Genomic DNA, 17,319 nt, shown 5'->3' with positions numbered 1-17,319 from the left:
GCCGCCTGTGGAAGGGCTGATGCTCGCGCGGGTGCTGCGCGACCTGGGCCCGGCGTTGCCGCTGCGCACGCTGGGCTGGGCATTTCCCGACGAAACCACGGCGGCGCTGCTGCTGGACGGCCCCGGGCTGGAGGGGCGGCGCAATCTGGTGCTCAGCTACCGGCCGCCCACCCCGGTGGTGTTTCTGTCGCGCGAGCGGCTGCGCGGCGAGCCCCACAACCCCTTTCAGCGCTTTCTGGTCGCGCGCGTGCGGGGCGAACTGTTGCGCGCCGAGCAGCTGAAACTAGACCGGGTGATCGCCCTGCATTTCGGCGGTGAATCGGGTTTCGTGGATCAGGCGCCCACCCGGCTGGTCTTTGAGGTGACGGGCCGCAACGCCAACCTGCTGGTGCTGGAAGGCGGCGAGGGCTTTGAGGGCCGCATTGTGATGGCGGCGCGGGAAATCACCGGCAGCCGCAACCGCTTCCGCACCGTGCGCACGGGCGGGCGCTACACGCCGCCGCCCCCCTACGACAAGCTGGACCCGCGTACCGTAGGCGAAGCGGACGCCGGGGCGCTGGCGGCCCTGCCCGTTGGCCGCTGGCGCGAGCGGCTGGACGGCCTGGGCCCGCTGCTGGGCGCCGAACTGGCCCGGCGTGCAGGGTTGCGGCCCGACGAGGCACCCGGGGCCGCCTGGCCACAGGCGCTGGCGGCCCTGCGCGCCCTGGTGCAGGACCCCACGGTGAGCGAGGGGGTGCTGCAGGGCGGGGCACGCGAGGCGGCGCGGGGCGAAAAGGCGGCGGCGCTGCGCAAGGCCCTGCGCGAACCACTGGACAAGCGCCTGACCCTGCTGCGCAACCAGCTGTCAGACGTGGCCCGCGCCGAGGCTGGCCTGGACGACGCCGCCCGCGACCGCGCTGAGGCCGATCTGCTGATGGCCTACGCCCACACCATTCCCGCCGGGGCCGCCAGCGCCCTGCTGCCGGCCTTTGACGGCAGCGGCGAACAGCCCCTCAGTCTGGACCCCACCCTCAGCGCCATTCAGAACGCCGAGAAACGCTATACCCGCGCCCGGCGCCGCGAAGAGGTGTACCTGCGCCTCGCCGAGCGTGAAGAGGGTCTGCGCGCCGAACTGCAGGAGGCCGAGGCCCGCCTCGCCGCCCTGGACACCGCTGAACTGGAAACCCTGGAGGCCCTCTCCGCCCAGCTGCAGACCGAGCGCCCGGAAAAAAGCCCGTATGGCGCGCGCTTTACCACCCCCGGCGGCTTTGAGGTGCTGGTGGGGCGCAACAACAAGGAAAACGCGGCCCTCACGCACCGGCTGGGCAAGTCCATGGACCACTGGTTCCACGCCCAGGGCTACCCCGGTAGCCATGTGCTGGTGCGTTCGGGGGGGCGCGACCTGGACCTGCCGGACATCCTGTACGCCGCTCGGCTGGCGGCGGCCCATTCCAAGGCGCGCGGCAGCAGCAACGTGCCGGTGGATTACACCCGCATCAAGCATGTGTGGCGGCCCAGAGGCGCCCCCGCCGGGCAGGTGCATTACACCGACCAGAAAACGGTGTTCGTGGACGGCACCCTGCCCGCAGAGGGCAGCGGCGTGGCGAGTGGGTGACCAGGCCGGCGGGGGCGGAAAGTAAGGCGCACCCTGTCCGGGGGCGCAAAACGCGTACAATGCCGCTTTGTGGAACGCATCATGTTCAGGGCCAAGATTCACCGCGCGACTGTTACGCAGGCCGACCTGGACTATGTCGGCAGCGTGACGATTGACCAGGACCTGCTGGACGCGGCGGACATCCTGGTCAATGAGCGCGTGGACATCTACAACATCACCAACGGCAACCGCCTGAGCACCTACGCGCTCAGCGGCCCGCGCGGCAGCGGCGTCATTGGCATCAACGGCGCCGCCGCCCACCTGATGAAGCCCGGCGATCTGGTGATTATCGCCGCGTACGGCAACTTCACCGAGGAAGAGGCCCGGACGCTGGAACCCCGCGTGGTCCATGTGGACGAACGCAACCGGCAGCTGCATCTGGAACTGGCGTAAGAGAAGATGGATGTGGGGAGTGGGAAGTAGGAAGTGGGAACAGCGCACAGGAAGACGGCGCGCGCTGTTGTGCTTTTGAAAGTAGAACCTGCTGGGCCGCACCACGCCTTCTTGCCCCTCCACCGCCCCGGTCCAGACGAGGCCGTCGTGCGCGCAGCGCGCGGGCAATTGCGCGGGGGCGGAGGATGGCGTCGAAGCCAGACACGTCACTTGGTCGAGCAACCCCAGCCGACGTCAGTAAAAACTCTTGCCCAGTGCGAACGTCGCTCCCCCCTGCCCCTCCGGGGTAGGGGGGCTGGGGGGTGGGGCAAACGGGGCAACCGTCTCCAACCAACCCAGCCCCCCTCAGCCCCATGAAGAACACCTCCACAAATCCATAACCCGCCTCCGTTCCTCTCCCCACCTTTGCCCCCACCCCCGCCGCCCAGCATGACCCCATGCGCCGCCCCCACGCCCTGCTGCTTGCCCTCCTGCTGACCGCCCCCGCCCTGGCCGCCCCCACCGAAGCGCAGCTGAACGCTGTTCCAGCCACGCGCGTGGTGATGGGCGGCGCCGTGGTCCCCGGCACCCCAGCCAACCTAAACGCGAGCATCACCGTGCGCTACGGCAGCGCCAAACCCCGCGCGGTGCTGCTGCTGATGCCGGGCTTCCTGGGCGGGGCTGGCAGTTTTGACCGGCTGGCGCGGCAGATCGTGGCCCTGAATCCGACTGTGGCGGTGTGGGCGGTGGACCGCCGCAGCAACCTGCTCGAAGACCACACGTCCATCCTCAAGGCCGGACCTGCCGCCCTGGCCGGGCTGGTCAAGGATGGCCTGCCCGTGCGCACCCCGGACAGCCTGCCCTACCTGAAGGACTGGGGCCTGGACACCACCCTCAAAGACTGGCGTGTGGCGGTGCAGGCGGCGCGGGCCCTGACCCCCAACGTGTTCCTGGGCGGGCACTCCATGGGCGGCACCCTCAGCGGCCTGTACGCCGCCTACGACTTTGCGGGGGTGCCAGGGGCCCGGGACGTGCGCGGGCTGGTGATGCTCGACGGCCTGCCCGGCCTGATGAGCGGCCAGCCACTGACCGCCGACGCCTACCGCAAGGGGGCCAGCAACCCGATTGGCCCGCTGCCGGGCCTGGACGGGCTGGCGCGGGCGCCGTATGTGGACGCGGTGTTCTTCAGCCCGCGCCTCGCCAGCCGGGGTGCGGCCCAGGCGCGGCTGGCCCAGCTGGACCCGTCCGGGCGGGCGCCGGCGGGGGGCCTCGTGCCCTTTCCGGCCACCAATATGGCCGCCGCCATGACCCAGCTGGACCAGCGCTACGCCCTGATTCCCTTCATGGCGATCAAGACCGGGCAGGCCACCAACGCCACCGAGGCCACCAATCTGCCCACCCTGGCCCTGGGCGGCAGGGACAGCCACTGGATTGCGGGCGCCAAGGACCCCCGTCAGCCGGTGGGCTGGCAGGCCGACCCCGCCGCCCCCACCGACGCCGCCGATTTTGTGCGCCGCTATATCACCCCGCTGAGCGACTACGCCGAGTGGTACTTTCCCCAGCGCCTGACCCTGGACCTTGCCGCCGCCCGCACCGGCACGCGCGGCACTCCCTTTGAAAAGACGCTGCCGGTGTGGCACATGAACACGCTGAAGCTGCCCGTGCTGGGCATCGCCGCCGAACAGGGCGTGACCACCGAAGCCCAGTACCGCACCTTTGCGGCGGGCACGCAGGCCCAGCTGACCACCTTTACCCTGAACGGCGCGGCGCACCTGGACATCGTTTCGGCGCGCGGGGATCAGGTGGCGCGCTGGATTGGCGCCTGGATGAGGCCGCTGGTGAAGTAGGGGAGAGGCGGAAGAGGGAGGGCCGCCGGTTCATCCGCGCAGATCCCCCCGGTCTTGCTGGTCCCGTGCCTTGTACGCGCCTCCTCCTACGCTCCGGGGTGGCTCATCACGGCTTGACCCGGGTGCCGCTGGCTGGCCCGCTGACCATCCCGCTCTCCCAGCTGGGCTGCCTGGGCCAGCCACCGTTCCCGCTGCTCTGGCGTGCTGCGGCGCACTGGCCCCAGGCGGGTGGCCTGCACAGGGCGGAAGCCGCTAAAGGCCAGGGTGCGGTCCTTGACGCTGCGCACGGCACTGTCGCCCGTGACATGCAGGTACCACCTGGGCGAGTCGCTGGTGACCATCACGCGCGCGCTCCGGCCGCGCAGGAGTTGGGCGGGGAATGGGCGATCCTGGTACTGAAAGGCAAACCCAGGCAGGAAGGTGCGGTCCACAAACCCTTTGAGCAGCGCGGGCGGCGCCCCCCACCAGACCGGGTACACGACGCACAGGTGCGTGCACCCGCGCAACAGGGCCTGCATGCGTTCCAGATCCGCTTCTGGTGGCTGCGCGGCCCCATACCCCCGGTGCAGGACCGGGTCAAAGTGCAGTTCGGCCAGATGAATGAGGGTGACCGGCCCAGCGGCGCGGGCCCCCTGGGCATAGCGTTCAGCCAGCGCGCGGCAGAAGCTGTCGGGGTTCGGGTGGGCGTTGATGACCAGTGTGGACATGCGGCCTCCAGGCTGCAGCGGCAGCCCCTGAGAGATCTTGACAGTGTCAAGTTGACTTGTTCACAGGTTGCGCCATCATGTTGACAATGTCAAGTTCGCGCGGGTCTGCCCGGCCCTATCACCATGGCCTGCTGCGTCAGGAGCTGCTGACGGCGGCCCGTACCCTGCTGGCCGGGCGCCCGGCCGCCGAGTTGAGCCTGCGTGAGGTGGCCCGGCAAGCGGGGGTCAGCCACGCGGCGCCGTACCACCATTTCAGTGATCGGCACGCCCTGCTGCTGGCGCTGGGTGAGGTCTGTATGACGGAATTCGTGGTCGCGCAGGAGCAGGCCGCCGCTGCGCCGCCCACGCCGCTGGCCCGGCTGGTGGCCCTGGGCGAGGCTTATGTGGGTTACGCCGCCCAGCATCCCCACGCCTTTACCCTGATCTTTGATCCGCAGGTGTGTCCACCGGGCTCCGTATCGCCCCTGGCTCCCCTGATCGAGCGCAATCAGACGCTGCTGGCGCGCCTTCTTGCAGAGGCACAGGCGAGCGGCGACCTGCAGACGGCCCAGCCTGAGGTGGTGGCCCAGGGGCTCTGGGCCACGGTGCATGGCCTGGCCCATCTGGTCATGAGCGGGCACCTGCCGCCCCACGCCACCGCCCAGATTCTCTGGGGCCTGCTCAGTGTGGAGTTCCGCGCGGCCACGCCACGGTAAAGCTGGTTCTGGCCGCCCTAGCCCCAGAACTGGATCGCCGCCAGGACGCTGCCCACCAGCGGAACCGTCGCCAGCGCCACCCGCTCGCGCCACAGGGCGACCAGAGCGAGCCCTGCACTCAGGCCCACCAGAGCCGGCAGAAGGGTGGGTGCGCTGCCCAGCCCTCCGGGAAAGCCGCCGTTCGGCTCGAACCAGTAGAGGCGGGTCCACCACCACCCATGAGGACCGCCCAGCAGCAGGGCCGGGTAGGCCAGCGCCGTAAAACAGGCCGCGCCCGCACTGGCCCCCAGCCACCACCGGCGGCGCCACAGCGCCCACAGGCCCAGCAGCGGACAGACGACGAGCAGCACGAGACCGGACCAGGGCGCCAGCATGCCCATGAGCATAAAGAGCCCCCGCGCGTGGCGGGGGCAAAGGTGAGGACGGTGCTGGGTCGGCGGGGGTGTTCAAAAGCGCGGCGGGGACTGGGCGGCAGGCCCGGCCCTACACCTCGTCGCTGTCCAGTTCGGTGTTCAGCTCGCGGTCAATGAACTTCAGGTAGCCCTGACGGCCACCCTCGCGGGTCCAGCGCTTCACACTGGTGCGCAGGCGGTTCACGCACTGGCGCAGGTCTTCGGCGCTGGGCCGCTGGTCCTCGCCCAGGTGGTTCAGCATCAGCGTCAGGTTGCGCAGCGCGGCGTCGTGCACCTCGGCGCGCAGGCCGTCCAGGGCCCCCGGCTTGAACGGAAAGTTCGTGGCCTCGGCCCGGTAGCGCCGCGCCAGTTCCTCGTAGGCGGCGTCCACCTGGGCGTCGGTCAGGTCGGGGTGCTCGCCGTACACGCCCAGCACGGCCAGTTCCAGACTGCGCAGCACCGGCAGAAAGCGGTCTTCGGGGAGGGTCATCGCAGTTTCTCCTGAAGGAAGGCGCTCAGATCAGCGATCTTGACCCGCTCCTGCTGCAAGGTGTCGCGGTCACGCACGGTCACGGTGTCGGTCAGGGAGGGGTCCTCGCCCTTGCCCACGGTGTCGAAGTCCACGGTGACGCAGTAGGGCGTGCCCACCTCGTCGTGGCGGCGGTACGCCTTGCCGATGTTGCCGCTGTCTTCCAGCAGAATGCGGCCCAGGCCCAGCCGCTGCAGGTCGCTCTTGATGGTGCGGGCCAGCTCCACCAGTTCGGGCTTGTTGCGGGCCAGCGGAATCACCGCCACCTTGATAGGCGCGAGGTGGGGCTTCAGTTTCAGCACAATGCGCTCGTTGCCGTTCTCCAGCGTTTCTTTGGTAAATGCCTCGCTCAGCACCGCCAACATGGCGCGGTCCACGCCCGCACTGGGCTCAATCACAAAGGGCACCACCGGCTTGTTCGTCTCCGGGTGGGGAATGGTCAGCTTGGCCACGCTGTCGAGGTTCTCCTCGACCTTCGCCACCAGACCCAGTTCGCCCTGCGCCTTGGTGTGGCTCCCCAGGTCGTAGTCCGAGCGGTTGGCAATGCCCTCGATTTCCTCGTGCCCCAGGGTGGGGTAGTCGTACATCAGGTCATAGGTGCGCTTGGAGTAGTGCGCGAGGTCCTCTTTGGGCACGTCCAGAATTTCAATCTTGCTTCTGGGCACCCCCTGGGCTTCCCACCAGCTCAGGCGCTTTTCCAGCCAGTGCTCGTGCCACTCTTCATCGGTGCCGGGCGTGCAGAAGAATTCAATCTCCATCTGCTCCAGCTCGCGCACGCGGAAGATAAAGTTGCGCGGCGTGATCTCGTTGCGAAACGCCTTGCCAATCTGCGCGATGCCGAACGGCAGGCGGCGGCTGGTGGAGTCCACGACGTTCTTGAAGTTGGTGAAGATCCCCTGGGCGGTTTCCGGACGCAGGTAGCCGTAGCTGTCGTCATCGGCCACCGGGCCGATGGTCGTCTTGAACATCATGTTAAAGGGCTTGGGCTCGGTCCACTCGCCCACCTCGCCGGAAAAGGGGTCGCGGACGCCCGCCGCGCGCAGGGCCTCGCTGGCCTGCACTGGGTTGGCATTTAGCGCGGCGATCAGCGCCGGGAAATTATCGGCATCCACGCCCATGCCCTGTGCCACCTTCGCAACCACGTCGGCCTTCTGGTCTTTCACCAGATGGTCCAGGCGGTAGCGCTTGTTGGTCTTCTTGTTGTCCACCATGGGGTCGCTAAACGTCGCCTCGTGGCCCGAGTGGCGCAGCACCTGCCGGTGCATGATGATGCTGGCGTCCAGCCCTTCCATGTCGTCGCGCTCGTAGACGTTGCTGCGCCACCACGCGGCCTTGATGTTGTTCTTCAGCTCCACGCCCAGCGGGCCGTAGTCGTAAAAGCCCTGCAGGCCCCCGTAGATCTCCGAGCCCTGAAAAATAAAGCCCCGGCGCTTGCACAGGCTGACGAGTTCTTCCATTGACGTTGCGGGCATATGGGTCTCCTTCGGAGGGTCGAAGGGTCAAAGGGTCGAAAGGTCTAAGGAACAGCAGAACGGGTGTTCTTAGACTCTTCGACCCTCGACCCTTAGACCTCCACAACGAAACGTCCCCAGACGGACATTTCGCCGTCTGGGGACGCATGACATCACGCGCGGTTCCACCCCAGTTCCAGTCACCGCCCTCTGCGGCCAGACTGGCACTTTTGTCGCCTGCTCTGCTCCCCGCTGCCCTTCACGGCCCGCCACCCGCCTGACTCTCACCGCCACAGGCTCGCTCGTTGGGTACGTGCGCCGCTACTCCTGCGGATCAACGCCCTCCAAGTGTGCGGCACCGGGGGCAGGGGGGTCAAGGTACCCTACCGCCATGCGCCGCCTGCTTCTGCCCCTGCTGCTGCTGGGCTCCGCCGCCGCCCTCACCCGCGCCGAGGTGGAGCGCTGGCCCGTGCTGTACCGCGAGGGCGACACGGCGCAGCGCTTTACCGCCCAGGAAGCCGCCAGCCTGTCAACCCTGCTGACGGGGCTGAACCGCAAACCCCAGGTGCAGGCCCTGAAAAAGAAATACGAGTATTTTGGGGGGCTGAAGTTGGCCGACGTGCAGTTCAGTCTGGTGGCGCCCTTCCGCTCGGCCCGGCCCGAACGCCTGACCACGGTGCAGGTGTACCAGGGCGAGCCGCCCGTGATGCTGGCGGTGCTGAACTCCGAGACATCGTCGGCCTGGCTGATCGAGCCGGTAGGCAACATGAATATCTGTATCTGGAAGCAGGGCTATACCCTGCGCGACCTGGATCAGAACAGCCTGCGGGAATTTGCATTGCTCACCAGCTGCGGTGACGGCCCCGGCGGAGCCTTTACCCTGAACCTGTTCGCGTGGCTGGGCGGCGAACTGCGCCCCTGGGGTGATCTGAGTGCCTATGAGGTGGGCCCAGAGGACGCGGCCAACACCCGGCAGCGCGAACTGAGGCGCACCCTGTACGTGCAAAAAGGGCAGGTGCCCCAGTTTGCCGCCGTGACCAGGGAACAGCGCTGGACCTGGGACAACGCCGGGCACAGCCAGATTCTCTCCACGCGCACCTATGTCGAACCCCTGCGCCTTCAGGACAGCAGCTACCGCGTGCGCCGCCTCTGGTAAGTCGCCCCAACTTTGCCCCACTCCCGTATCCTGTACGTTATGCCTGTTGCGGAATCACGTCCGGAAACCCACCCGGATTTTGAACTGGAAAGTCAGCACCTCTCGTCCACCGTGGCCGCCATGCTGCGGCAGATCGAATTCTGGGAAGACCGTGACCGCCAGATGGGCGCCGACCTGGAAACCAGCATCATCCTGGGCGACCAGGCCGAAGAATTTGCCGCCATGCTCTCGCCGCATGTGCACCAGCCGTACTTCGGCAGCCTGAAGGTGCGCGTGGCCGGGCGCGAGCAGACCCTGTACATCGGCAAGCACGGCTTCCGGGACGTGAAAGGGCCCTATTCGGTGGTCAGCTGGGACAGCGAGGTGGGCAGCCTGTTCTATTCGCAGGCATTGGGCTGGACCCCGCGCAAGGGCAGTGCCGGCGTGATCAAGCGCCGCCGCCAGCTGGACATTCACGCCAAGACGCTGCTGCGCGTGACCGACCTGTACGACGATGAACAGGGCGGCGACACCGGCGGGCGCGAGGAAGTGCTGCTGCGCCGCTTGCAGGAAGGCAGCACGGCCGGCATGCGCGATGTGGTCGAAACCCTGCAGCCCGAGCAGAACGAGGCCATGCGCGCCCCGGCCGGCGTGCCGGTGATCATTCAGGGCGCGGCGGGCTCGGGGAAAACCACCATCGGCTTTCACCGCCTGGCCTGGATGACCAGCGCCGAACGCGGCCCCCACCGCGCCCGCCCCGAAGCCTGCATGGTGCTGATGCCCAACCGCGTGCTCGCCACCTACGCCGCGCGGATTCTGCCCGAACTGGGCATTGAGCGCGTGGTGGTGACCACCCCCGAAGCCTGGGCCACCAGCCTGCTGGGTCTGGAAAAGTTAGATGTCACCGACCGCACCCTGAGCCTGCTGCTGACCGACCGTGACAACACCCGCCGCGCGCTGGCGTGGAGACGGGCCAAGCTGCTGGGCGACGCCCGCATGCTGGACGTGGTGCGCACCCACCTCTGGAACAGGTTTAACGCGGCGCTGCACGGCCAGAGCCTGCGAGAAGCCATTGAGCTGCGGGGCCGCGAGCCGCAGGTTTTCGCCTTGGATGAAGCGCAACTGGCCGGCATGCTGCGCGACGTGTTTGCCGCTGATCCCCTGGAGGGCTACCGCACCGGCATGCGCCGCGCCATTGAGGCCGAGGCCCTGTCCCGCCTGCGCCCCGCCGAGGACGAGGAGGCCAGTGTCTTGCGCCAGCTGTCCACGCCGCTGACCACCCTGCTGGGGCGTGTCTTCGCCTCCACCACGCCCATCACTGAGGCCCGGCGCCTGCTGGGCAGCCCCGAAGCTCTGGCGGCGAGTGGCCTGCTCACTGAGCGCGAGATTGCCCTGCTGGGCACCGACCCCCTCAGCGGCATTCCCACTCCTCGCCGCGCCCACGCCGACGTGACCGAGTTGCCCCTGATGCTGGCGGTGCAGGCCTTTACCGGCGGGATTGGCCGCCTGGACGGGCGCACGCTGGAACCCTTTGACCACGTGGTGCTGGACGAGGCGCAGGATTACTCGCCGCTGCTGTACGCCCTGCTGGGCCGCGCCACCCGCCCCGGGCACATCACGGCGCTGGGCGACCTGAACCAGGGCATGCACGGCTACAAGGGCCCCAGTTCCTGGGAGGCGGTCCAGGCGCAGCTCCCCGGCGCGCAGGTGCGCACGCTGGGCCGCACCTACCGCTCCACGCGGCAGATCACGGAGCTGGGCGCGCGCATTGCCGCCACCTACAACCGCGCGGCGGCCGTGCAGGGCGTGGACCGCGACGGCGCCGAGGTGCAGCGCTACACGGCCCCGGCTGACAGCCCCCACGGCGAACTGCCCCTGATCGCCCAGGCCGTCAAGGACGCGCAGGCGGCGGGCCACACGAACATCGCCATTGTCACGCGCCGGGGCGTGGACGCCGACCGGCTGGCCGAGGCCCTGCGCGAATTCGACACCGACGCCCAGCCGATCACCACGCAGGAGCACCGTTTCCGGGGCGGGCTGGTGATTCTGCCCGTGAACCTCGCCAAGGGGCTGGAATTCAGCGCGGCCATCGTGGCCAGTGCCAACGCTGACACCTACGACGAAAGCACCGAGTACGAGCGCCGATTGCTGTACGTGTCGGCCAGCCGCGCCCTGCACTGGCTGGCGCTGGTCAGCGTGGGCGACCTGCACCCGCTGGTGGCCTGAGCGAAACACTATGAAAGCGCAGAAATTGCTTGAGACAGGATTCTTTCGATAGTTAGAATATGACGTTTTTCGAGAGCAAGACTCTTACGGCCATAACATTAGCCATTATCATGGAAAGAGCAGAGCAAGCATGCGCCAACACTTGCTTCATATGAGTGCTCTGGCGTTGTTGCTGGGCTGACTTTTAACTGCTTCAAGTACCCGGCCTAGAGCGTTGTTGGTAGTCTGTGTCGTCTGTATTCCAGTCAAAACCCGCGTTATGTCGTGAAGTGTGCAGCGAGATAAAAGCGGAGGATGGATGACAAAAGCTGAGGGGAAGTAAGGCTCAGCAGCGCGGCATGTAATGTGTTGTGCGGATGTCAAATTCAGATTACTATCGCGAACCACACCACAGGAGCTGACCTTCGGAATATCCTGCACGAAATCTAACTGCCATAGAGCTCTCAACAAGAAGAAACTGATTAATGGTAATTTTTAGGCTGTAGCAGAGTTTTCTTATGCTACGGCACCAGAGGTGATTTATGATTTTCATCGAAAAAGTAAACCAAATTCTTTCTAAAAATCCTCGAATTATATGGGGAGCAATATTCTCTATTCTGATGCCTTTATTATTCCCTGGAAATACTTATAAATGGATTGTAATTGCATTAATTATAATATTATCTATCGATAAACCGACCAATAAAGCTTCGGGAGCATTTGGATTGATATCCTACTTCTTTATATTCTTTGAATCCACCAAGCCTCTAGGGAAAGCATTTTTCACAAACAATCATATCATCTTAAATAAATATCTGCCGATGTATTATTTTTATGTAGAGAGGTTGGAAATTTTTACTTTGATAGGTTTATCGTTATGGACTGTTGCGAGCCATACTAGTCAGACGAGTTTAAATGGCAAGCTTAATCGGCCCAAGTACGGTAAGAGGACTTTTAAGACAGTAAATATTTTGTTAATTGCTTTGTTAATCATCTTCGGAAAGTATAATTGGATTTGGCTTCTATCTCTCGGTTTTATAGTGAGCGTACTCTTCTTTATAAATAAAGATCAGAGGAACTCTATTGACCATCAGAGCAAGCTTAGAGGAATTAAGTACGCTCTTCTATTAGCTGGTCTGATGCATTACTTCTCTTATGGCGTCTTTGTCAACTTCATACCTAATTTGTTTACTGTGACAGACGATAATATCATGTCTGAAACCATACTGAGTTTCCAATCAAGTAACTTCATAGGAATTGCGGTCAATATCGCACTTCTCTATTTTATAATCTCCTCATCCATTGCTTTAATTCTTTTTAAACCAAGGGAAGAATTAAATGAAAATGAGTCAGTAAGGATCTATCCGCTGCCCCAGAGGGCTGTTCAGATCCTCTCTGAAATCGACTCCTTTCAACTGAAGCCGGAGAGCATTGTCACTAGGCAGGGTTACACTATTCGACAGTTACCTAAAAGAGCTCGTGAGTCCGCAGATGTATTCCAAACCATCCCTCCGGATGCGGAGATCTACACTCAAGCAGAGCAGGAGCTTTTAGATCAACTCGAGGATATCAGCAGTCACCTAAGATATGCTAAAGAGCTTGATGCAAGAGGAGCTCTTCATGAATTGCAGAAACTCGGAGACCTTTTGGAATCAGATATATCATTTAAAGGACATGAAGATTCGGTAGAGTTGAATAAAAATAAATAGGTACCACATGGCAAATAGATTGGTTATCCCGATATAAACCGCTGAAGTCTCAAATACGGGCAAATCTCAATTATATTCTAAATCTTGTCGTGGCATGCCAGGAGTCAGCTCCTGTGCTGAAGTTCTACGATGATAGCCTGAAGTTGACGTCCACGCGATACCTTGCACACCGCGCTGCTGGTCCTTTCTCATCTCCAAGCTTTTGTGCTCCACCCTCTGCCTTCGTTTCGGTGCACTCTTCACGCTCTAACGCCAGGTTTTGACTGAGGGTCAACTGTATTCCGCCTTGAACTCTCTTTCTGCGGGTATGCATGACACGCCTCAGCTTTTCCTCTACTTCCCACTCACCACTATCCACTCCCCGCACGCCACAGTGCCGCATGGACGACCACAAAGCCCAGGGCGGCCTGCCCACCGACGCCGGCAACGGCATGAGTGACCGCAGCGGCGACACCCGCGACAGCCAGACAGGGCTGACCGACACCCCAGTGGGCGGCAGTCACACCACCGACCTGCAGGACCAGGCGGACACCCACACCCCAGACACCGGCACCACCTTCGGCACGGGGCCCAACGACGACACGCGGCAGTAACCGCTGCCCCTTTTCCAGCCCCCGGCACCTTTGGCGCGGGGGCTTTTCGCGTACACTGACGGGCTGATGAGCGCCGCCGCCCGCCCCCCCCACACCCTGTCGGTGGCCCCCATGATGGACTGGACCGACCGGCACTGCCGCGTGTTTCACCGCACCCTGACGCGGCGCACGCTGCTCTACACCGAGATGGTCACCACCGGGGCCATCCTGCACGGGGACCGCGAGCGGCACCTGGGCTATTCCCCCGCCGAGCACCCGCTGGCCCTGCAACTGGGCGGCAGCGACCCGGCGGCCCTGGCCGAGTGCGCCCGCATGGCCCAGGACTGGGGCTACGCTGAAGTCAACCTAAACTGCGGCTGCCCCAGTGACCGCGTGCAGAACGGCTCGTTCGGCGCCTGCCTGATGGGCACGCCGGACGTGGTGGCCCGCGCCGTGGACGCCATGCGCGGCGCCACCACCCTGCCCGTGACCGTCAAGCACCGCATCGGCATTGACGACCTGGACAGCTACGAGCACCTCACAGCCTTTGTGCGCACGGTGGCCGCCGCCGGCTGCGAGACCTTCATCGTGCACGCGCGCAAGGCGTGGCTCTCGGGCCTGTCCCCGAAGGAGAACCGCGAAATCCCTCCGCTGCGCTACGAGGTGGTGCGGCAGCTGAAGGTGGATTTTCCCCACCTCACCATCGTCCTGAATGGGGGCGTGCTGAGTCTGGACGCGGCGCAGGAGGCCCTGGCCTGGGCCGATGGCGTGATGATCGGCCGCGCCGCCTACCAGGAGCCGTACCTGCTGGCAGAAGCCGACGGACGGATTTTTGGCGAGCAGACCCAGCCGGTGACGCGGCGCGAAGCCATCGAAGCCTATCTGCCCTACGTGGACGCGCAACTGGCCGCCGGGCAGCCCCTGAACCGCATGATGAAACACACCCTGGGCCTGTTCGCCGGCCAGCCCGGCGCCCGCCACTGGAAGCGAACTCTCTCCGAGCAGGGGCACAAGCCCGGCGCGGGACTGCCCGTGGTGCGCGAGGCCCTGGCCGGCGTGCCCGACAGCGTGCTGGACGCCCGCCCAGCGGTAGGGGAGAGGCAGACAGCGTAAGCCGGTGATTGGGCTGGGCAAGCGGAGAGGTAAAGGTCTGGAAGGCTCGCCCCCATTTCCTTCCCTCCAACAAGAGAAAGCGGCGGAGTTCATCGCTCCGCCGCTTCTGCCCGCTTTTCCCACTCCCTACACCCCACTCCCCACTTCCCCTCACCCCTTGCGCGTAAAGTCCACCTCCCCGGGCAGCCTTTCAATCCAGGCCACCAGCAGGTCAATGCACGCCTTTACGTCGCGCTCGTCCACCATTTCGCTGGGCGAGTGCATATAGCGGTTGGGAATGCTCACCACGGCGGTGGGCACCCCGGCGCGCACCAGGGTCAGGGCGTCGGCGTCGGTGCCGGAGTAACGGCCCGCCGCGCTGAGGGAAAAGGGAATGTCGGCTTCGCGGGCGGCGTCGGTCATCTGGCGCAGGATCACCGGGCTCACCATAGGCCCGGCCGTCAAGTTTGCGCCGGAGCCAAAGGGCGCCACGCCGTACTTTTTCTCGCTCACGCCGGGCTGCTTCGTTTCGTGGGTCACGTCCACGGCCACGCCCGCCACCGGGTTCAGCCGGTAGCCGCTGACCTGCGCGCCAAACACGCCAATCTCTTCCTGGCTGGTGCCCACCGCCACCACGCGGTAGGGCAGCGCCTTGTCTTTCAGCGCGCGCAGGGCTTCAAGCACGATAAACGCCCCCACGCGGTTGTCCAGCGCGCGGCCCACCACCTTGGTGCCCACCATCAGCGGCCCCTGCTCAATGACGGCGTAGGTGCCCACCGGCACCTGGGCCTGCACCTCTTCCTTGCTCAGGCCCACGTCAATCCACAGGTCTTCAATCTTGCTGGCCTTGGTGCGCTCCTCGGCTTCCATGACATGAATGGCTTTCTTGCCCACCACGCCGATCAGGTCGCCGCCCGGCGCCAGCACGCGCAGGCGCTGGCCCACCAGCACCTGTGGGTCCCAGCCGCCCACCGGCAGCACGCTCAGAAAGCCTTCCTCGCCCACGTGCGAGACAATCAGGCCAATCTCGTCCAGGTGGCCCATCAGGGCAATGGTCGGGCCGTCCTCGGGGCCCAGTTCGGCGTAGGCGTTGCCGTAATGGTCCTCGTGGGTGCGGGCAAAGGCGGCGGCTTCTTGCCGCCACACGTCGGCGGCGCGGCGCTCCAGGCCGCTGGGGGCGGCCACGTCCAGCAGGCGGAACAGAAACTCCCGGTTGATGATGGTCACGCCCGCGAGTCTACGCGCCTGGGCGGGGCCGCCCATACGCCAATATGCTGAGGCCATGACCCACCCCCCACCCCCGGAGTTGCTCGAGATTCACGTACAGGTGGACCCCCAGCACCTGCCCAGCCACAGCACCCCGGAGCGGCAGGTGTTTGCCTACGTGGTGCGCATTGAAAACCGCAGCGACCAGACCTGGAAACTGCTCGCGCGCCACTGGGAGATCGTGGACGCCCGTGGCCGCACCGTGACCGTGGACGGCGAGGGCGTGGTGGGTGAGCAGCCCCTCCTGCCGCCGGGGGGCGTGTTCGTCTACGACTCGTTCGTGACGCTGGACGCTGCCCCCGGCCGCATGGGCGGTTATTACCTGATGCAGGGCGCGTGGGGCGAACAGGGGCGCGCACCCATAGCGCCGTTTCGCCTCGCCGCCGCTGGAGACACGCTGCTCAACTGAGCCGCCCCGCCCGGCCACCGAACTGCAAGGCAGACACAGTTCGGGGCACCGGGGCAGAACTCGGTATCATCGGGGCCATGTCGCATCGCCTGTGCCTGCTCCTGATTGACGACAACCCGGCCGATCTGATGCTGGCGCAAGAAGCGTTTGCCGAACACGCCGAAGGGGTGTCGGTGTCCACCTGCCGCGACGGCGAGTCGGCGCTGGCCTACCTGCGCGACACCTCGCATAGCCTGCCCGACGTGGTGATTCTGGACATCAACATGCCGCAGATGAACGGCTTCGAGGTGCTGCGCGCCATCCGCGCCGACCCGGACCTGCGGCACCTGCCCGTGGTCATGCTGACCACCTCAGACAGCAAAAAAGACATTGATCAGGCGTACGACCTGTTCGCCAGTTCCTACATGGTCAAGCGCGGCAACTTTGCGGCCTTTGTGGAACAGGTGGACCAGTTTGTGCAGTTCTGGCAGGAGTGCCGGTTCAAGCAGCACCGCGACGTCCGCACCAGGTAATCCGCACGGGGGAAAGGGGACGTGCGCCCTGACCGCCGAGCCCCGCGCCCCGGGTTCGGCAACGCCGGCTGAAGCATCCCCGGCCGGGTGAGGGGCGCCCATGCTGCCGCTGTTGGTCCCCTTTTTGGGGCCACGGAAAGGGCAGAAACGCCGTGGGTCAGGGGCCCCGGCGGCAGGGTTTGACGCGGGCCCATGGCGCCCCTCACCTGGGGCCTGCCCCCCGAGGTTCAGGGAAAGCTAAAGGCGCCCGGCAGCGTCACCCGTCAGCATGAACGGCGCTGTGTCCCGTTCTCTGTCTGTGTTGCTGGTCGACGACGCGCCGACCGATCTTCTGCTGGCGCAGGAGGTGTTTGCCGACCATGCCCCCGCCGTTCACCTGATCACCGCTTGCGGCGCCCAGGCGGCGTTTGCCCAGCTGCGCGACAGCACCCAGTCCCTGCCAGACCTGGTGCTGGTGGACGTCAACATGGCGGGCATGGACGGCTTTGAATTTCTCACTCGCCTGCGCGCCACGGCCGATCTGGCGCACCTGCCGGTCATCATGCTCTCGGGCTCGGAGGCGCAGCACGACGTGGACCGCGCCTACGACCTGCAGGCCACCGCTTTTCTGGTCAAGGCCCTGAACCTCAGTGACTTCATGGCGCAGGTGCAGCACATCGTGCAGTTCTGGGGCAGTTGCCGCTTCCGCACGGCGCGCGTTCCGGTGGGTTGAGAGGAATTTTGGTTGAACAGGTTTTGCCACCGTTCAACCCGGGCCGACTTGCAAAGCGGCGCAGCGGAGCGAGGAAGAAAA

At 65.2% G+C, this 17,319-nt stretch carries 17 protein-coding genes; 12 read left to right on the top strand and 5 right to left on the bottom strand.

The genetic code is table 11. The annotated features are described in order from the left end of the window. Window positions 1-7: 7 nt before the first annotated feature. The 3 genes from K7W41_RS13635 (at window position 8) to K7W41_RS13625 (ending at window position 3,852) form a co-directional block, all read left to right on the top strand. Entirely contained in the window at window positions 8-1,594 is a 1,587-nt protein-coding gene (locus K7W41_RS13635; protein WP_224609538.1) for an Rqc2 family fibronectin-binding protein, read from the top strand. Between the two features lie 69 nt (window positions 1,595-1,663). After that, window positions 1,664-2,026: an aspartate 1-decarboxylase gene (gene panD / locus K7W41_RS13630; protein WP_224609535.1), complete on the top strand. Its 363-nt coding sequence runs from the start codon at window positions 1,664-1,666 to the stop codon at window positions 2,024-2,026. A gap of 437 nt (window positions 2,027-2,463) precedes the next feature. Then, on the top strand, window positions 2,464-3,852 hold the full coding sequence (locus tag K7W41_RS13625) for an alpha/beta fold hydrolase (RefSeq protein WP_224609532.1): 1,389 nt from the start codon (window positions 2,464-2,466) through the stop codon (window positions 3,850-3,852). Between the two features lie 86 nt (window positions 3,853-3,938). Here the strand turns inward: K7W41_RS13625 and K7W41_RS13620 are convergent, their stop codons facing one another. Continuing rightward, entirely contained in the window at window positions 3,939-4,559 is a 621-nt protein-coding gene (locus K7W41_RS13620) for an NAD(P)H-dependent oxidoreductase (RefSeq protein WP_224609529.1), read from the bottom strand. A gap of 86 nt (window positions 4,560-4,645) precedes the next feature. On the opposite strand from K7W41_RS13620, the gene K7W41_RS13615 reads away from it, so the two are divergent. Beyond that, the gene (locus K7W41_RS13615) at window positions 4,646-5,254 is read left to right on the top strand and encodes a TetR/AcrR family transcriptional regulator (protein ID WP_224609526.1); all 609 of its coding nucleotides are present in this window, start codon (window positions 4,646-4,648) and stop codon (window positions 5,252-5,254) included. A gap of 17 nt (window positions 5,255-5,271) precedes the next feature. Here the strand turns inward: K7W41_RS13615 and K7W41_RS13610 are convergent, their stop codons facing one another. From K7W41_RS13610 to K7W41_RS13600, 3 genes are all read right to left on the bottom strand, one after another. Continuing rightward, window positions 5,272-5,628 carry a hypothetical protein gene (locus tag K7W41_RS13610; protein ID WP_224609523.1) on the bottom strand — a complete coding sequence of 119 codons (357 nt, stop codon included), beginning with the start codon at window positions 5,626-5,628 and terminating at the stop codon, window positions 5,272-5,274. Between the two features lie 109 nt (window positions 5,629-5,737). Continuing rightward, on the bottom strand, window positions 5,738-6,136 hold the full coding sequence (locus tag K7W41_RS13605) for a hypothetical protein (RefSeq protein ID WP_224609520.1): 399 nt from the start codon (window positions 6,134-6,136) through the stop codon (window positions 5,738-5,740). Further along, window positions 6,133-7,647 carry a glycine--tRNA ligase gene (locus K7W41_RS13600; RefSeq protein WP_224609517.1) on the bottom strand — a complete coding sequence of 505 codons (1,515 nt, stop codon included), beginning with the start codon at window positions 7,645-7,647 and terminating at the stop codon, window positions 6,133-6,135. The genes K7W41_RS13605 and K7W41_RS13600 overlap by 4 nt, the downstream gene beginning before the upstream one ends. A gap of 370 nt (window positions 7,648-8,017) precedes the next feature. Between K7W41_RS13600 and K7W41_RS13595 the strand changes: the two genes are divergently transcribed. The 5 genes from K7W41_RS13595 (at window position 8,018) to dusA (ending at window position 14,360) form a co-directional block, all read left to right on the top strand. After that, window positions 8,018-8,782 carry a hypothetical protein gene (locus K7W41_RS13595; RefSeq protein WP_224609514.1) on the top strand — a complete coding sequence of 255 codons (765 nt, stop codon included), beginning with the start codon at window positions 8,018-8,020 and terminating at the stop codon, window positions 8,780-8,782. 39 nt (window positions 8,783-8,821) lie between these two features. After that, window positions 8,822-10,987, top strand: coding sequence for a HelD family protein (locus tag K7W41_RS13590; protein WP_224609511.1), 2,166 nt, complete (start codon window positions 8,822-8,824; stop codon window positions 10,985-10,987). Between the two features lie 521 nt (window positions 10,988-11,508). Continuing rightward, the gene (locus K7W41_RS13585; protein WP_224609510.1) at window positions 11,509-12,675 is read left to right on the top strand and encodes a hypothetical protein; all 1,167 of its coding nucleotides are present in this window, start codon (window positions 11,509-11,511) and stop codon (window positions 12,673-12,675) included. 380 nt (window positions 12,676-13,055) lie between these two features. After that, window positions 13,056-13,268, top strand: coding sequence for a hypothetical protein (locus tag K7W41_RS13580; protein WP_224609508.1), 213 nt, complete (start codon window positions 13,056-13,058; stop codon window positions 13,266-13,268). A gap of 66 nt (window positions 13,269-13,334) precedes the next feature. Further along, complete coding sequence (gene dusA, locus K7W41_RS13575; protein ID WP_224609505.1) at window positions 13,335-14,360, top strand: tRNA dihydrouridine(20/20a) synthase DusA; 1,026 nt, start codon at window positions 13,335-13,337, stop codon at window positions 14,358-14,360. Between the two features lie 150 nt (window positions 14,361-14,510). Here the strand turns inward: dusA and K7W41_RS13570 are convergent, their stop codons facing one another. Then, window positions 14,511-15,602: a M42 family metallopeptidase gene (locus K7W41_RS13570; protein ID WP_380055253.1), complete on the bottom strand. Its 1,092-nt coding sequence runs from the start codon at window positions 15,600-15,602 to the stop codon at window positions 14,511-14,513. Between the two features lie 19 nt (window positions 15,603-15,621). Between K7W41_RS13570 and apaG the strand changes: the two genes are divergently transcribed. From apaG to K7W41_RS13555, 3 genes are all read left to right on the top strand, one after another. After that, a complete protein-coding gene (gene apaG / locus K7W41_RS13565) occupies window positions 15,622-16,014 on the top strand; it encodes a Co2+/Mg2+ efflux protein ApaG (protein WP_224609500.1) in 393 nt (130 codons plus the stop codon). A gap of 77 nt (window positions 16,015-16,091) precedes the next feature. Continuing rightward, complete coding sequence (locus K7W41_RS13560; protein WP_224609497.1) at window positions 16,092-16,526, top strand: response regulator; 435 nt, start codon at window positions 16,092-16,094, stop codon at window positions 16,524-16,526. Window positions 16,527-16,806: 280 nt separating this feature from the next. Continuing rightward, entirely contained in the window at window positions 16,807-17,238 is a 432-nt protein-coding gene (locus K7W41_RS13555) for a response regulator (protein ID WP_224609494.1), read from the top strand. Window positions 17,239-17,319 lie beyond the last annotated feature (81 nt).

Origin of the sequence: Deinococcus multiflagellatus (assembly GCF_020166415.1) — a bacterium.
Classification (GTDB): domain Bacteria; phylum Deinococcota; class Deinococci; order Deinococcales; family Deinococcaceae; genus Deinococcus; species Deinococcus multiflagellatus.
The sequence above is the reverse complement of the archived record's forward strand: the minus strand, read 5'-3'. Positions and strand labels throughout refer to the sequence as shown.

Coding starts and splice junctions, on each gene's coding strand:
- K7W41_RS13625 (WP_224609532.1), top strand. CDS start 2,464: ATGCGCCGCCCCCACGCCCTGCTGCTTGCCCTCCTGCTGACCGCCCCC.
- K7W41_RS13620 (WP_224609529.1), bottom strand. CDS start 4,559: ATGTCCACACTGGTCATCAACGCCCACCCGAACCCCGACAGCTTCTGC.
- K7W41_RS13615 (WP_224609526.1), top strand. CDS start 4,646: ATGTCAAGTTCGCGCGGGTCTGCCCGGCCCTATCACCATGGCCTGCTG.
- K7W41_RS13610 (WP_224609523.1), bottom strand. CDS start 5,628: ATGCTGGCGCCCTGGTCCGGTCTCGTGCTGCTCGTCGTCTGTCCGCTG.
- K7W41_RS13605 (WP_224609520.1), bottom strand. CDS start 6,136: ATGACCCTCCCCGAAGACCGCTTTCTGCCGGTGCTGCGCAGTCTGGAA.
- K7W41_RS13600 (WP_224609517.1), bottom strand. CDS start 7,647: ATGCCCGCAACGTCAATGGAAGAACTCGTCAGCCTGTGCAAGCGCCGG.
- K7W41_RS13595 (WP_224609514.1), top strand. CDS start 8,018: ATGCGCCGCCTGCTTCTGCCCCTGCTGCTGCTGGGCTCCGCCGCCGCC.
- K7W41_RS13590 (WP_224609511.1), top strand. CDS start 8,822: ATGCCTGTTGCGGAATCACGTCCGGAAACCCACCCGGATTTTGAACTG.
- K7W41_RS13585 (WP_224609510.1), top strand. CDS start 11,509: ATGATTTTCATCGAAAAAGTAAACCAAATTCTTTCTAAAAATCCTCGA.
- K7W41_RS13580 (WP_224609508.1), top strand. CDS start 13,056: ATGGACGACCACAAAGCCCAGGGCGGCCTGCCCACCGACGCCGGCAAC.
- dusA (WP_224609505.1), top strand. CDS start 13,335: ATGAGCGCCGCCGCCCGCCCCCCCCACACCCTGTCGGTGGCCCCCATG.
- K7W41_RS13570 (WP_380055253.1), bottom strand. CDS start 15,602: ATGGGCGGCCCCGCCCAGGCGCGTAGACTCGCGGGCGTGACCATCATC.
- apaG (WP_224609500.1), top strand. CDS start 15,622: ATGACCCACCCCCCACCCCCGGAGTTGCTCGAGATTCACGTACAGGTG.
- K7W41_RS13560 (WP_224609497.1), top strand. CDS start 16,092: ATGTCGCATCGCCTGTGCCTGCTCCTGATTGACGACAACCCGGCCGAT.